This is a genomic window from Streptomyces sp. NPDC014870, assembly GCF_043081505.1.
Taxonomy (GTDB): domain Bacteria; phylum Actinomycetota; class Actinomycetes; order Streptomycetales; family Streptomycetaceae; genus Streptomyces.
Genome location: NZ_JBIBWQ010000004.1, coordinates 649,652 through 664,780, shown reverse-complemented (window position 1 = coordinate 664,780; position 15,129 = coordinate 649,652). Strand labels below are relative to the sequence as shown.

The following is a 15,129-nucleotide window of genomic DNA, read 5'->3' as shown; positions in this document are numbered from 1 at the left end:
AGGTAGTCCTGCATGTCCGCGAACACTCCTGGCCACTATCGCCTGAAGAAGACGCACAAGGCTTCCCTTGCCGGTGTCGCCGCCCTTGGCGCCGTCGCCCTCGGCGTCACTCTGGTCCCCGGCAACGCCGCCGCTGAGACCGAGCCCCAGGCGCTGAACAACACCCAGCAGGTCGCTCTCGCCTACGACGCCAACAGCCCGCAGGCCAAGGCGCTGCACACCAGCCTGACCGAGCAGCAGAACGCCATCAGCATCAAGGCCAAGGCGGACGCCGAGGCGAAGGCCAAGGCCGCCGCCGCTGCCAAGGCGAAGGCCGACGCGAAGGCCAAGGCCGACGCGAAGGCGAAGGCCGAGGCCAAGGCGAAGGCCGAGGCGAAGAAGCGCGCCGACGCGAAGGCGGCCGCGAGCCGCGCCGCGGCCCGCAAGCCGGTCTTCGCGAACAACCTCGACGGCTGGATCCGCGAGGCCCTGTTCATCATGGACAAGCACAACATCCCGGGCACCTACGAGGGCATCCACCGCAACATCATGCGGGAGTCCAGCGGTAACCCGCGGGCCATCAACAACTGGGACATCAACGCCATCAACGGCGTCCCCTCGAAGGGCCTGCTCCAGGTCATCTACCCGACCTTCAAGACGTACCACGTCGCGGGCACCAAGTTCGACCAGTACGACCCGGTCGCCAACATCGTCGCCGCCTGCAACTACGCGGCCGACCGCTACGGCTCCATGGACAACGTCAACAGCGCGTACTGAGCCGGCCTGCCGGGCCTCCCGAACAGCAGCGAAGGGCGGCACCCCGTACGGGGTGCCGCCCTTCGGCGTGCCTGTGGTCAGGCGGTGGAGCGGTCAGGCGGTCACTTGCGCATGACCTCGGGCTCGTGGCGGCGCAGCAGGCGCGCCACCGCGAAGGCGCAGACGACGCCGATGAGGATCAGGACGGTGAGGTTGAAGCCCCACTGGCCGGCCGTGTGGTCCCACAGCGGGTCCAGGTTGGTCGGGTCCTTGTGGTCCCACGGCGGCATCAGGTGCGCGAGGTCGAGGGTCGAGCCCGCCGCGGCGATGGCCCAGCGCGAGGGCATCAGCCAGGCGAACTGCTCCAGGCCGGGCGAGCCGTACACCTGGAAGAGGATGCCGGTGAAGACGACCTGGACGATCGCGAACATCACGAGCAGCGGCATGGTCTTCTCGGCGGTCTTCACCAGCGAGGAGATGACCAGGCCGAACATCATCGAGGTGAAGCCGAGCGCGATGATCGTGACGCAGAGCTCGACGGCCGGCGGCATGACCAGGCCCTCTTCGGGCAGCTCGCGGGTGGCGAAGCCGATCCCGCAGATGATCACGCCCTGGAAGGCGGTGATCAGGCCGAGGACGATGACCTTGGACATCAGGTACGCGGAACGGGACAGGCCGGTGGCCCGCTCGCGTTCGTAGATGACCCGTTCCTTGATCAGTTCTCGTACGGAGTTGGCGGCGCCGCTGAAGCACATGCCGACCGCGAGGATCAGCATGATCGTGCCCGCGTCTCCGTTGAAGCGGGAGGGCGGAGTGGGCTTGCCGAGGCCGAAGTCGGCGGGGATGACGACCGAGACCGCGCCGAGGACGGCCGGCAGGATCACCATCAGGCCCAGGAAGCCCTTGTCGGATGCGATCACCGAGGAGTAGCGGCGGATCAGCGTCCACAGCTGCGACCCCCAGCCCTGCGGCTTGGGCGGCCTGGCCATCGCCTGCTGCGGCACCTGGACGGGCTGGGCGGCGACGGCGTCGATGTCCGCGGCGTACATCTGGTAGTGCTGCGAGCCCTTCCAGCGGCCCGCCCAGTCGTAGTCGCGGTAGTTCTCGAAGGCGGAGAAGACGTCGGCCCAGGTGGAGTAGCCGAAGAAGTTCAGCGCCTCCTCCGGCGGACCGAAGTAGGCCACCGAACCGCCGGGCGCCATCACGAGCAGCTTGTCGCAGAGGCCGAGCTCGGCCACGGAGTGCGTGACGACGAGGACCGTACGGCCGTCGTCGGCGAGGCCGCGGAGCAGCTGCATGACGTCGCGGTCCATGCCCGGGTCGAGGCCGGAGGTCGGCTCGTCCAGGAAGATCAGCGACGGCTTGGTGAGGAGCTCCAGGGCCACGGAGACACGCTTGCGCTGGCCACCGGAGAGGGAGGTGACCTTCTTCTCCTTGTGGATGTCGAGCTTCAGCTCGCGCAGCACCTCGTCGATGCGGGCCTCGCGCTCGGCCTCGGCGGTGTCGCCGGGGAAGCGGAGCTTGGCCGCGTAGCGCAGCGCCTTCTGGACGGTCAGCTCCTTGTGCAGGATGTCGTCCTGCGGGACCAGACCGATGCGCTGGCGCAGCTCGGCGAACTGCTTGTAGAGGCTCCGGTTGTCGTAGAGGACGTCGCCCTCGTTGGCCGGGCGGTAGCCGGTGAGCGCCTTGAGCAGCGTCGACTTGCCGGAGCCGGACGGGCCGATGACACCGATGAGCGACTTCTCGGGGACGCCGAAGGTGACGTCCTTGAGGATCTGCTTGCCGCCGTCGACGGTGACGGTGAGGTGGCGGGCCGAGAAGGAGACCTCGCCGGTGTCGACGAACTCCTCGAGCTGGCCGCCGACCATGCGGAAGGTCGAGTGACCGACACCGACGATGTCGTTGGGGCCGATGAGGACGGAGCCGCCCTTGGCGATCGGCTGGCCGTTGACGTACGTGCCGTTGTGCGAGCCGAGGTCACGGATCTCGAAGCGGCCGTCGGGCGTCGCGTGGAACTCGGCGTGGTGGCGCGAGACCTGGAGGTCGGAGACGACCAGTTCGTTCTCGAGCGCACGACCGATGCGCATGACGTGGCCGAGGGCCAGCTGGTGGAACGTGGTGGGGCTGCGGTCGCCGTAGACCGGTGGCGCCCCCGCGGCGCCGCCGCCCTGGGCGGGGACCTTCTGCGCGAGCTGCTCGACGGGGCCGCCCTGCTGGTGCGGGAGGTGCTGCTGCGGCTGCTGCTGGCCCTGCTGCGGCCAGGCCTGGTTCTGGGCCTGCTGCGGCGGAGCCTGGTGCGTCGCCCAGTCGGCCTGCGCGGCGCCCGCCTGCTGCGCGTTCGGGGCGGCGTGGGCCGGCTGCTGCGCCGGCGCCTGGTGCGGCGCGGCGGCCTGCTGCGGCGCGGCCGCGGCGGCGAGATTCAGCCGGGGGCCGTCGGTCGCGTTGCCGAGGTGCACCGCGGAGCCGGGGCCGATCTCCATCTGGTGGATCCGCTGCCCCTGCACGAAGGTGCCGTTGGTCGAGCCGTGATCCTCGATGACCCAACTCCGGCCGCCCCAGCTGATGGTGGCGTGTCGCCACGAGACCCTGGCGTCGTCGATCACCAGGTCGCCCTGCGGATCACGTCCCAAGGTGTACGACCTGGACGGATCGAGGGTCCAGGTCCTTCCATTCAATTCCAGTACGAGTTCTGGCACTCCATGCCCCACTACTTGTCCCCCGATGTACCCCCGTCGATGGGGGCTTAGGGATGGCGAACATCGGGGGGAACTATTTCAGGCCGGACCCGTACTCCGAAAGTCGGGCGGTGTGAAGACCCCGCACAGGGGTATGGCACTTCCCCACTCCTGGCGGTATCGCCCGCTCCTGGCGGTATCGCCCGTCCGCCTGACCGTCTGACCGTCTGACCACCTGACCGCCATGTGTCCGCCACGCGGGACGGGGTGACCGGTGGCACGCCGTGCCCGATACGGTGGAAGCACCATGAGCGCATCGCAGACCTCAGACGTTCCCACTCTTCTCGTCAAGATCTTCGGGAAGGACCGTCCCGGGATCACCGCCGGACTCTTCGACACCCTCGCCGCCTTCTCCGTCGACGTCGTGGACATCGAGCAGGTCGTCTCCCGCGGCCGCCTCGTCCTGTGCGCGCTCGTCACCGAGCCGACCGTCGCCTCCCAGGGAGAGCTCCGGGCGACCGTCCACAGCTGGGCGGAGTCGCTCAAGCTCCAGGCAGAGATCATCTCGGGCACCGGTGACAACCGTCCGCGCGGCGTCGGCCGCTCGCACGTCACCGTGCTCGGGCACCCGCTGACCGCCGAGCAGACCGCCGCCATAACGGCGAGGATCGCCGAGAGCGGCGGCAACATCGACCGTATCTTCCGGCTGGCGAAGTACCCGGTGACGGCCGTCGAGTTCGCCGTCTCGGGCTGCGAGACCGGGCCGCTGCGGACGGCGCTTGCCACCCAGGCGCACGAGATCGGGGTGGACGTGGCCGTGGTCTCGGCCGGGCTGCACCGCCGCGCCCAGCGCCTCGTCGTGATGGACGTGGACTCCACGCTCATCCAGGACGAGGTGATCGAGCTCTTCGCGGCGCACGCGGGCTGCGAGGAGCAGGTCGCGGAGGTCACCGCGGCGGCGATGCGCGGCGAGCTGGACTTCGAGCAGTCGCTGCACGCGCGGGTGGCCCTGCTTGCGGGTCTTGACGCCTCGGTCGTGGACAAGGTCAGGGCCGAGGTGCGGATGACGCCCGGCGCCCGCACCCTGATCCGTACGCTCAAGCGGCTCGGCTTCCAGGTGGGTGTGGTGTCGGGTGGCTTCACCCAGGTCACCGACGATCTCAAGGAGCGGCTCGGGCTCGACTTCGCCTCGGCCAACACCCTGGAGGTCGTGGACGGGAAGCTGACCGGCCGGGTGACCGGCGAGATCGTGGACCGGGCGGGCAAGGCGCGGCTGCTGCGCCGGTTCGCGGCGGAGGCGGGCGTGCCGCTCTCGCAGACCGTGGCGATCGGTGACGGCGCGAACGACCTGGACATGCTGAACACGGCCGGGCTCGGGGTGGCCTTCAACGCCAAGCCGGTCGTGCGGCAGGCCGCCCACACGGCGGTGAACGTCCCCTTCCTCGACACCGTCCTGTACCTGCTGGGGATCACCCGCGAAGAGGTCGAGGCGGCGGACGGCGACGAGGACCTGCTGCACTGAGTGCCGCGTACGGACGGGTTCGTACGGACCGGCTCGTGCGGACGGGTTCGTACGGACCGGGTCCTCACGGCGGCGAAAGGCCCGGTCACCGCGTGGTGACCGGGCCTTCGGCCTGTCCTGTGCCCCGGCCGGGGCTACGGGGTCAGTCGTGCGGGGCCCAGTAGTCGACCAGGGTGCCCACGCCGGGCTCCACGGACTTCCAGGAGCCCGGGACGGAGACGACGGAGAAGGCGGAGGTCGGGAAGCCGCCCTTGTTCATCCGGGCCAGCGCGTCCCCCTCGGCCTGGCCCGCGAGGATCTCGGAGAGCGCGTGCATGCCGGGGTTGTGGCCGATGACGAGGAGGGACCGCACCTCGTCGGGGATCTCGTTGAGCACGGCGATCAGCTCGCCGGGTGAGGCCTCGTAGAGCCGCTCCTCGTACACGGTCCTGGGGCGGTGCGGCAGCTCCTGCACGGCCAGCTTCCAGGTCTCACGGGTCCTGGCGGCGGTCGAGCAGAGGGCCAGATCGAAGGTGATCCCGGTGTCGGCGAGCTTGCGGCCGGCGACGGGGGCGTCCGTGCGGCCGCGCTCGGCGAGCGGGCGCTCGTGGTCGGACACCTGAGGCCAGTCTGCCTTGGCGTGCCTGAGTAGCACGATGCTGCGGGGTGTATCGACGCTCATGGGTTCCAGCTTCCCATGAAACAGGCCGCCGGGCGCAGGGTGTTGACCCGCTCGCGGGCGCGCGCGGTCACCACCTCGCGGGCGCGCGCGGTCAGTGGGGCAGCGACTGCTGGATCTGCTCCAGGAGACGGCCGACCGTGGGGTCGGCACCGGCGGCGGGGCCGCCGCCCGCGCCCGCTATGAGCAGGAAGAGCGCCACGAACGCGGCGACGGGCAGGGCGAGCGCCCACCAGGGCAGCCGGGTGTCGACGCCGCCTGCGGACGGGGACGGGGTCCGGGTGTGCGTACGGGCCGACATGGCCGCCTCCGGGGCTCGGGACGACGTCCGCAGCGGGTGACTGCGGCGTTGTCTCCACGCTACGGAGCGGCGGGGACCCAGCCCATCCGGTGATCCACCTACTTCACCCTGACACTCACCCCCTAGGGGATGGAGGGGTTAACCCCACCACGGGTCGGGCGGTCGGGGATCACGGCGAGGCGATCGTGGCGATGACGGCGATGACGACCGAGATCCCGAGCATCGCGCCGAGCACGAGCAGGAGCTTCTTCTGGCCGTTCTGGGGGTTCGGGTCGAGCACTGGCATGGAGACAGTCTCGCATCTCAGCTTTCGTCCTCGACGGTCCGGTCCCGGGCGGCGAGGGTGCCGATGATCATCTGCGGGATCATCAGCCCGGCCATCAGCGTGAGAGGGAGGCCCCAGCCGCCGCTGTGCTGGTAGAGGACGCCGACGATGAGCGGTCCGGGGATGGAGATGAGGTAGCCGACGCTCTGCGCGAAGGCGGAGAGCCGCACGACGCCGGCGCCGGTGCGCGAGCGCAGCCCGATCATGGTGAGGGCCAGCGGGAAGGCGCAGTTGGAGACGCCGAGGAGCAGCGCCCAGGCCCACGCGCCGGCCGCCGGAGCGAGGTAGAGGCCGCTGTAGCCGACGAGACCGCACAGGCCGAGGGCGACGACGATCGGGCCCTGGGTCTTGAGCCGGGTCGCGAGGCCGGGGATGACGAAGGCGAGCGGCACGCCCATGACCATGGTGACGGCGAGCAGCACACCGGCCGTGCCGGCGGGGACGCCTGCGTCGCGGAAGATCTGCGGCATCCAGCCCATGGTGATGTACGCGCCGGTGGCCTGGAGGCCGAAGAAGGCGCCGAGCGCCCAGGCGGTACGGCTGCGGGTGATCCGGAGCGGCGCGCTCGCGGCCTCCGGGGCGCTCCCCCGGGAGGCCGGCTCCGTCGCAGGGAAGGTCGTCGCCGACCTCGCCCGGTCGCGTACGAGCGGGATCCAGGGCAGGACCGCGAGGGCGGCGAGGACCGCCCAGAGGCCGAGTCCGGCGCGCCAACTGCCGCCGAGCGCCTCGGTCATGGGCACGGTCGCGGCGGCGGCGAGGGAGGTGCCGAGGGCGAGTGCCATCGAGTAGAGCCCGGTCATCGTGCCGACGCGGCCGGGGAAGTACCGCTTGACGATGACGGGCATGAGGACGTTGCTGACGGCGATGCCCATGAGGGCGAGGGCGCTGGCGGCGAGGAAGCCGACGGTGCCGGAGGCGAAGGGGCGGACCGCGAGGCCCGCGAAGATCGCCGCCATGCCGGCGCAGACGACGGCGGAAGGGCCGAAGCGGCGGGCGAGGCGGGGTGCGGTGATGCCGAAGATCGCGAAGCAGAGCGGCGGCACGGAGGTGAGGACGCCGGCCACGCTGCCGCTCATGTGGAGCCCCTCGCGGACCTCTTCGAGGAGGGATCCGAGGCTGGTGATGGCGGGGCGGAGGTTGAGCGCGGCGAGCACGATTCCGACGACGACGAGCCGGGTCACCCAGAGGGCGGGCCGGTCCGGTGCGGGAGAATCCGCGGTGGTGGCGGCCGGGCCGTGGGCGGCTATGGGGACGGGGGTACGGGCCGGTGGTACGGCGGTCGTGAGGGTCTTCGGCTCGTCAGGCATGGCGCCATCATAGAATCATGGGATGATTGGTTGTCCAGTCTGGAACCAATCCGGGTCCCATCCGGATGGGACCCGGTTCTCGTCCGGTTCTCGTCCGGCATCGGCAGGCGTCGTCCTGCCCCGGTCCGGATCTACAGGGAAGGTGCTTCATGGCGCTCGGCTCTCCCCGGCGTTCCGGGCTCTCCGATCAGGTGATCGCCGAGCTGCGGAACCAGATCACCTCCGGTGAATGGCCGGTCGGGTCCCGGATCCCGACCGAACCGGAGCTGGTCGAGCAGCTGGGCGTGGCCCGCAACACGGTGCGTGAGGCGGTGCGCGCGCTCGCGCACAACGGCCTGCTCGACATCCGGCAGGGCTCGGGCACCTACGTGGTCGCGACGAGCGAACTCGCCGGGGTCATGCACCGCCGGTTCGCCGACTCCGACCCCCGGCACATCGCGGAGCTGCGCTCCACGCTGGAGTCCTCGGCCGCCGGGCTCGCGGCGCAGCGGCGCACCGACCGGGACCTGAAGCAGCTGGACGCCCTGCTCGCGGGCCGCGAGGAGGCCTGGGCCTCGGGTGACGCCGAGCGGTTCGTGATCGCGGACGGCGCCTTCCACCACGCGGTGGTGGTCGCCTCGCACAACGAGGTGATGACCGAGCTCTACGCCGACCTCGGCCACGTCCTGCGCCAGTGGCTGCGCGACGACGTGGGCCAGGAGCTGCGGGCGGAGCACCACATGGACCACGCACGCCTCGTGGAGGCGATCCGGTCCGGGGACGCGGAGACGGCGGCGGCGGAGGCGGCGAGCTATCCGTTCATGTGCCTCAGGGACCTGGGACCGGTGAATCCGGGCCACTCAGTCGGGAGCCGGTGACGCGGGAGCCGATGACGCGGGAGCCGGTGAAGCCGGAACCGTTGACACGGGCGGGAGCGGGAGCGGCTCCGGACGCTGCGGCAGGAGCGGAGGCGGGTCGGCCGGCTGGTGCGTGAGCCAGGCGGACCTGACCTCCTTCCAACAACGGCCGGTGAGCTGGGCGTAGGCGGCCGGGCCGACGTCGACGGGCGCGCTGTCGGTGTCCACGTCCCACCAGCGCTCGCACTCGACGTGCAGCCGGACCCGGTCGGTGGTCGGGTACGGGTTCTGGCAGTGGGCGGTGACGCGGGAGCCCTCGACGACCGTGCGGCAGGAGGCCCCGAAGTTCTCGGCGTCCCGGGCCACCGGAGTCGGTATCTCGTCCGCCGGGGCGGGCTCGGCACGGACCTCGGCGGCTATCGCGAGCCCGGTGAGGAGTACGGCGGCCGAGGCGAGAGCGGTGGCCCTGCGGTGCGGCACGCGCATGCCCGCACCTCCTCCCCGTCAGTAGCCGGTATCACGCACTGATCAGTCTGGGCTGGTTCGCCGGAGTTCTCGACTCGGGCGGGGGCCCGCGGACACGCCGAAGGCCGGGCGCCCCCTGACAGGGGCGACCCGGCCTTCCGTACGCCGAACGGGTGAGCGCTCAGGCGCCGATCGCGTGCAGACCGCCGTCGACGTGGACGATCTCGCCCGTCGTCTTCGGGAACCAGTCGGAGAGCAGCGCCACGATGGCACGGCCGGCCGGCTCCGGGTCGGCGAGGTCCCACTCCAGCGGGGATCGGTTGTCCCAGACCGAGGCCAGCTCGGAGAAGCCGGGGATCGACTTGGCGGCCATCGAGCCGAGCGGGCCGGCCGAGACCAGGTTGCAGCGGATGTTCTGCTTGCCCAGGTCCCGCGCCATGTAGCGGCTGGTGGCCTCCAGGGCGGCCTTGGTCGGGCCCATCCAGTCGTACTGCGGCCAGGCGTACTGGGCGTCGAAGGTGAGGCCGACGACCGAACCGCCCTCGTTCATCAGCGGCAGCAGCGCCATCGTCAGGGACTTCAGGGAGAAGGCCGAGACGTGCATGGCGGTGGCGACCGACTCGAACGGCGTGTTCAGGAAGTTGCCGCCGAGCGCGTCCTGCGGGGCGAAGCCGATGGAGTGGACGACGCCGTCGAGACGGTCGCCGAGGTGCTCGCGCACCTGGCCCTCAAGGCGCGCCAGGTGCTCGTCGTTGGAGACGTCGAGCTCCAGGACCTTGACCTTGTCGGGCTCGGGCAGCTTCTTGGCGATGCGCTCGGTCAGCGTCGGCCGGGGCCAGGCGGTGAGGATGATCTCCGCGCCCTGCTCCTGGGCCAGCTTCGCGGCGTGGAAGGCGATGGAGGACTCCATCAGCACACCCGTGATGAGGATGCGCTTGCCCTCGAGAATTCCGCTCATGGTCAGTGACCCATGCCCAATCCGCCGTCAACCGGGATGACGGCTCCAGTGATGTACGAGGCGTCGTCGGAGGCGAGGAACTTCACCGCGGCGGCGATCTCCTCGGGCTGCGCGTAGCGGCCGAGCGGCACCTGGGACACGATGCCCGCGCGCTGCTCCTCGGTCAGCACCGCGGTCATGTCGGTGTCGACAAAACCGGGGGCGACGACATTGAACGTGATGTTGCGCGAGCCGAGCTCGCGGGCCAGGGAGCGGGCGAAGCCGACGAGGCCCGCCTTCGAGGCGGCGTAGTTCGCCTGCCCCGCCGAGCCGAGGAGACCCACGACCGAGGAGATCAGGACGACTCGGCCCTTCTTGGCTCGCAGCATGCCGCGGTTGGCGCGCTTGACGACCCGGAAGGTGCCGGTCAGGTTGGTGTCGACGACCGTGGTGAAGTCGTCCTCACTCATGCGCATCAGGAGCTGGTCCTTGGTGACCCCGGCGTTCGCCACCAGGACCTCCACCGGACCGTGCGTCTCCTCGATCTCCTTGTACGCCTGGTCCACCTGCTCGCCGTCGGTGATGTCGCACCTGACGGCGAGGCAGCCCAGTTCGAGAAGGGCTGCCGGCGGCTCACCGGACCGGTACGTGATCGCGACCTTGTCGCCGGACTCGGCGAACGCGCGGGCGATGGCGAGGCCGATGCCCCGGTTGCCTCCGGTGACGAGAACCGAGCGGCTCAACGGATCACCCTTTCGATCTTTCAACAGCGGTCTGGATACCGAAAACCTATCGGTCCGGTCTTCGGCGCGAGGGATCGGCCCCTGACAGTGGCGTACGAATGTCACTGTCGGGTCCCTACATAAAGCTCTGGGCGTGGCGGCCCGAAGCGCGACATGATCGGGGTCGACCGGTCTCATACGAACAGGAGACAGCTGTGCCCTCTGGGACCCATTCCATCGACGCGGCCTTCACGGCGCTGCCGCTGCGGGCGCTGGCCGACGCCGCGCTGGCACGCGCGCGTGCCCTCGGCTCCGAACACGCGGACTTCCGGCTCGAGCGGGTGCGCAGCGCCTCGTGGCGGCTGCGGGACGCCAAGCCGTCGGGGTCCTCCGACACGACGGACCTGGGCTACGCGGTGCGGGTGGTGCACGGCGGGGCGTGGGGGTTCGCCTCCGGGGTGGATCTGACCATGGACGGCGCGGCGCGGGTCGCCTCGCAGGCGGTCGCCATGGCCAAGCTGTCCGCCAAGGTGATCGCGGCGGCGGGTTCCGACGAGAGGGTGGAGCTCGCCGAGGAGCCGGTGCACGCCGAGAAGACCTGGATCTCCGCGTACGAGATCAACCCCTTCGACATCCCGGACGCCGAGAAGAGCGCGCTGCTCGCCGACTGGAGCGAGCGGCTGCTGCGGGCGGACGGCGTGGCGCACGTGGACGCCTCGCTGATGACCGTCCAGGAGAACAAGTTCTACGCGGACACGGCGGGCACGGTCACCACCCAGCAGCGCATCCGGCTGCACCCGCAGCTCACGGCGGTCGCCGTGGACGGGACGACGGGCGAGTTCGACTCGATGCGGACGATCGCGCCGCCGGTCGGGCGGGGCTGGGAGTACCTGACCGGGACCGGGTGGGACTGGGACGCGGAGCTGGAGTCGATCCCGGGGCTGCTCGCGGAGAAGATGCGGGCGCCGAGCGTGGAGGCGGGGACGTACGACCTGGTGGTCGACCCGTCGAACCTCTGGCTGACGATCCACGAGTCGATCGGCCACGCCACGGAGCTGGACCGGGCGCTCGGCTACGAGGCGGCGTACGCGGGGACCTCGTTCGCCACCTTCGACCAGTTGGGGAAGCTGGCGTACGGCTCGTCGATCATGAACGTGACCGGTGACCGCACGGCCGAGCACGGCCTCGCGACGATCGGTTTCGACGACGAGGGCGTCGAGGCTCAGAGCTGGGACCTGGTGAAGGACGGCACGCTCGTCGGCTACCAGCTGGACCGGCGGATCGCGCGGCTGACGGGCCTCGGCCGGTCGAACGGTTGCGCGTTCGCCGACGCCCCCGGGCACGTGCCGGTGCAGCGGATGGCGAACGTCTCGCTGCAGCCGGACCCGGGCGGGCTCTCCACCGAGGACCTGATCGGCGGGGTCGAGCGGGGCATCTACGTGGTCGGCGACCGGTCGTGGTCGATCGACATGCAGCGCTACAACTTCCAGTTCACCGGGCAGCGCTTCTTCCGCATCGAGAACGGCCGGCTGGCCGGTCAGCTGCGGGACGTCGCGTACCAGGCCACGACGACCGACTTCTGGGGCTCGATGGAGAAGGTCGGCGGCCCGCAGACGTACGTCCTCGGCGGTGCGTTCAACTGCGGCAAGGCCCAGCCGGGCCAGGTCGCGGCCGTCTCCCACGGCTGCCCTTCCGCCCTCTTCCGGGGCGTCAACATCCTCAACACGACGCAGGAGGCCGGTCGATGAGCCCGCGCCACATGATCTGCCGGGGGTCCGGGGGTCGCCCCCCGGGCAAGCACAGTCTCAACACGACGCAGGAGGCCGGTCGATGAGCTCCCGTTCCACCAAGCCGCACGAGATCGTCGAGCGGGCGCTCGAACTGTCGCGGGCCGACGGCTGTGTCGTCATCGCCGACGAGGAGTCCTCCGCGAACCTGCGCTGGGCGGGCAACGCGCTCACCACGAACGGCGTCACCCGGGGCCGTACGCTCACCGTCGTCGCGACCGTGGACGGCGCGCAGGGCACGGCCTCCGGCGTGGTCTCGCGCGCGGCGGTGACCGCCGAGGACCTGGAGCCCCTGGTGCGGGCCGCGGAGGCCGCCGCCCGGGCCGCCGGGCCCGCCGAGGACGCGCAGCCGCTGGTGGAGGGTGTCGACGCCTCCCCCGACTTCACGGACGCGCCGGCCGAGACGACCTCCGCGGTCTTCACCGACTTCGCGCCCGCGCTCGGCGAGGCCTTCGCCCGCGCCCGGGCCGGTGGCCGCGAGCTCTACGGCTTCGCCCACCACCAGCTGACCTCGACGTACCTGGGTACGTCGACGGGGCTGCGGCTGCGGCACGACCAGCCCAACGGCACGCTGGAGCTCAATGCCAAGTCCCCGGACCGTTCGCGCTCCGCGTGGGCCGGGCGCTCCACGCGGGACTTCAAGGACGTCGACCCGGCGGCCCTCGACGCCGATCTGGCGAAGCGGCTCGGCTGGGCGGAGCGCAGGATCGAGCTGCCGGCCGGGCGGTACGAGACGCTGCTGCCGCCGACCGCGGTCGCCGACCTGCTGATCTACCAGCTGTGGTCCTCGGCGGCGCGGGACGCGGTGGAGGGCCGGACGGTCTTCTCGAAGCCGGGCGGTGGGACGCGCCTGGGCGAGACGCTCTCCCCGCTCCCGCTGACCCTGCGCAGCGACCCGAACGAGCCGGGGCTCGAATCCGCGCCGTTCGTGATCGCGCACGCCTCGGGCGACGACTCCTCCGTCTTCGACAACGGGCTGCCGCTGGCCCGCACGGACTGGGTACGGGAAGGCAGGCTGGAGCACCTGATCACCACCCGGCACACGGCGGGGCTCACCCGGCTGCCGGTGGCGCCCGGTGCGGGGAACCTGATCCTGGAGGGCGGCGGGGAGCAGTCCCTGGAGGACATGGTCGCCGCCACCGGGCGCGGGCTGCTGCTGACCTGCCTCTGGTACATCCGTGAGGTCGACCCGGCGACGCTGCTGTTGACCGGTCTGACCAGGGACGGCGTCTACCTCGTGGAGAACGGCGAGGTGGTGGGTGAGGTGAACAACTTCCGGTTCAACGAGTCGCCGGTGGACCTGCTGTCGCGGGCCTCGGAGGCGGGCCGGACCGAGAAGACCCTGCCGCGCGAGTGGAGCGACTGGTTCACCCGGGCCGCGATGCCGGCGCTGCGCGTGCCGGACTTCAACATGAGCTCGGTCAGCAAGGGCGTCTGACCCCCATAGACTGGGGCACGGCGTGACGACCATCAATCAAGGAGACCGAAGATCGTGACGGACATCGTCGACGAGCTGAAGTGGCGTGGGCTGTTCGCCCAGTCCACCGACGAGGACGCACTGCGCAAGGCTCTCGCGGACGGTCCCGTCACGTTCTATTGCGGCTTCGACCCGACCGCGGCCAGTCTCCACGTCGGTCACCTGGTCCAGGTGCTCACCGTCCGCCGGCTCCAGCAGGCCGGTCACCGGCCGCTGGCGCTGGTCGGCGGGGCCACCGGACAGATCGGCGACCCGCGCCCGACGGCCGAGCGGACCCTGAACGACCCGGAGACGGTCGCGAACTGGGTGAACCGGCTGCGGGGCCAGATCGAGCCGTTCCTCTCCTTCGAGGGGGAGAACGCGGCGGTCATGGTGAACAACCTGGACTGGACCGCGGGCCTGTCCGCGATCGAGTTCCTGCGGGACATCGGCAAGCACTTCCGGGTCAACAAGATGCTGACGAAGGACTCGGTCGCCCGGCGCCTGGAGTCGGAGCAGGGCATCAGCTACACCGAGTTCAGCTACCAGCTGCTGCAGGGCATGGACTTCCTGGAGCTGTACCGGCGGTACGGCTGCACGCTCCAGCAGGGCGGCTCCGACCAGTGGGGCAACCTGGTGGCCGGGCTCGACCTGATCCACCGCCTGGAGCCGGGTGCCGAGGTGCACGCCCTGGCGACGCCGCTGATGGTCAAGGCGGACGGCACGAAGTTCGGCAAGACCGAGGGCGGGGCCGTCTGGCTCGACGCGGAGATGACGACGCCGTACGCGTTCTACCAGTTCTGGCTGAACGTGGACGACCGTGACATCTCCACGTACATGCGGATCCTGTCCTTCAAGTCCCGCGCGGAGCTGGAGGAGCTGGAGCAGCTCACCGCCGAGCGGCCGCAGGCGCGGACCGCGCAGCGGGCGCTGGCCGAGGAGCTGACGACGCTGGTGCACGGCGCCGAGCAGTGCGCGGCCGTCATCAACGCCTCGAAGGCGCTGTTCGGGCAGGGCGACCTGGCCGAGCTGGACGAGGCGACGCTGGCGGCGGCGCTCTCCGAGCTGCCGCACGCGCGCGTGACCGCTCTCGGGCAGGTCGTGGACCTGTTCACCGAGGTCGGTCTCGCGCCGAGCAAGTCGGGCGCGCGCCGCACGGTGAAGGAGGGCGGTGCCTACGTGAACAACGTGAAGGTGACCGCCGAGGACGCCGAGGTGGCGGCGGACGCGCTGCTGCACGGCCGCTGGCTGGTGCTGCGCCGGGGCAAGAAGAACCTGGCGGCGATCGAGCTGGTGGCGGCCGGCGCGGAGGGCTGATCTCCGGAGAGTGACGACACGGCGGAGGCCGGTACGCGCGGGACGCGCGTACCGGCCTCCGTGCTGTCGGGCGCGCCAGGCCCGGC

General features: G+C 70.9%; 13 protein-coding genes. 6 read left to right on the top strand and 7 right to left on the bottom strand.

Annotated elements, in window-relative coordinates:
* Window positions 1–12: 12 nt before the first annotated feature.
* Window positions 13–756: a transglycosylase SLT domain-containing protein gene (locus ACF09C_RS15525; protein WP_392091972.1), complete on the top strand. Its 744-nt coding sequence runs from the start codon at window positions 13–15 to the stop codon at window positions 754–756.
* Between the two features lie 101 nt (window positions 757–857).
* Here the strand turns inward: ACF09C_RS15525 and ACF09C_RS15520 are convergent, their stop codons facing one another.
* The gene (locus tag ACF09C_RS15520; protein WP_392091971.1) at window positions 858–3,443 is read right to left on the bottom strand and encodes an FHA domain-containing protein; all 2,586 of its coding nucleotides are present in this window, start codon (window positions 3,441–3,443) and stop codon (window positions 858–860) included.
* A 274-nt stretch (window positions 3,444–3,717) separates the two neighbouring features.
* Here ACF09C_RS15520 and serB point away from each other — a divergent pair, with 274 nt between their 5' ends.
* The gene (gene serB / locus ACF09C_RS15515; protein WP_392091970.1) at window positions 3,718–4,932 is read left to right on the top strand and encodes a phosphoserine phosphatase SerB; all 1,215 of its coding nucleotides are present in this window, start codon (window positions 3,718–3,720) and stop codon (window positions 4,930–4,932) included.
* A gap of 142 nt (window positions 4,933–5,074) precedes the next feature.
* On the opposite strand, the gene ACF09C_RS15510 is transcribed toward serB, so the two are convergent.
* The 4 genes from ACF09C_RS15510 to ACF09C_RS15495 form a co-directional block, all read right to left on the bottom strand.
* Window positions 5,075–5,593 (bottom strand): SixA phosphatase family protein, encoded by a 519-nt coding sequence (locus tag ACF09C_RS15510; RefSeq protein ID WP_392091969.1) that lies wholly within the window; start codon window positions 5,591–5,593, stop codon window positions 5,075–5,077.
* Window positions 5,594–5,684: 91 nt separating this feature from the next.
* Complete coding sequence (locus ACF09C_RS15505) at window positions 5,685–5,891, bottom strand: hypothetical protein (RefSeq protein ID WP_362425848.1); 207 nt, start codon at window positions 5,889–5,891, stop codon at window positions 5,685–5,687.
* A gap of 169 nt (window positions 5,892–6,060) precedes the next feature.
* Window positions 6,061–6,177 carry an SGM_5486 family transporter-associated protein gene (locus tag ACF09C_RS15500; RefSeq protein WP_261992078.1) on the bottom strand — a complete coding sequence of 39 codons (117 nt, stop codon included), beginning with the start codon at window positions 6,175–6,177 and terminating at the stop codon, window positions 6,061–6,063.
* Window positions 6,178–6,194: 17 nt separating this feature from the next.
* Entirely contained in the window at window positions 6,195–7,523 is a 1,329-nt protein-coding gene (locus ACF09C_RS15495) for a CynX/NimT family MFS transporter (RefSeq protein WP_392091968.1), read from the bottom strand.
* A 149-nt stretch (window positions 7,524–7,672) separates the two neighbouring features.
* Here ACF09C_RS15495 and ACF09C_RS15490 point away from each other — a divergent pair, with 149 nt between their 5' ends.
* On the top strand, window positions 7,673–8,380 hold the full coding sequence (locus ACF09C_RS15490; protein ID WP_392091967.1) for a FadR/GntR family transcriptional regulator: 708 nt from the start codon (window positions 7,673–7,675) through the stop codon (window positions 8,378–8,380).
* 625 nt (window positions 8,381–9,005) lie between these two features.
* Here the strand turns inward: ACF09C_RS15490 and fabI are convergent.
* Both fabI and fabG read right to left on the bottom strand, forming a co-directional pair.
* Window positions 9,006–9,782, bottom strand: a complete 777-nt coding sequence (fabI, locus tag ACF09C_RS15485; protein ID WP_362425859.1) for an enoyl-ACP reductase FabI — start codon at window positions 9,780–9,782, stop codon at window positions 9,006–9,008.
* A gap of 2 nt (window positions 9,783–9,784) precedes the next feature.
* On the bottom strand, window positions 9,785–10,504 hold the full coding sequence (fabG, locus tag ACF09C_RS15480; protein WP_362425862.1) for a 3-oxoacyl-[acyl-carrier-protein] reductase: 720 nt from the start codon (window positions 10,502–10,504) through the stop codon (window positions 9,785–9,787).
* Between the two features lie 215 nt (window positions 10,505–10,719).
* On the opposite strand from fabG, the gene ACF09C_RS15475 reads away from it, so the two are divergent.
* From ACF09C_RS15475 to tyrS, 3 genes are all read left to right on the top strand, one after another.
* Window positions 10,720–12,231: a TldD/PmbA family protein gene (locus ACF09C_RS15475; RefSeq protein WP_392092016.1), complete on the top strand. Its 1,512-nt coding sequence runs from the start codon at window positions 10,720–10,722 to the stop codon at window positions 12,229–12,231.
* An 82-nt stretch (window positions 12,232–12,313) separates the two neighbouring features.
* A complete protein-coding gene (locus ACF09C_RS15470; RefSeq protein ID WP_392091966.1) occupies window positions 12,314–13,708 on the top strand; it encodes a metallopeptidase TldD-related protein in 1,395 nt (464 codons plus the stop codon).
* A 54-nt stretch (window positions 13,709–13,762) separates the two neighbouring features.
* Window positions 13,763–15,043, top strand: a complete 1,281-nt coding sequence (gene tyrS / locus ACF09C_RS15465) for a tyrosine--tRNA ligase (RefSeq protein ID WP_392091965.1) — start codon at window positions 13,763–13,765, stop codon at window positions 15,041–15,043.
* The last annotated feature ends 86 nt before the right edge of the window (window positions 15,044–15,129 follow it).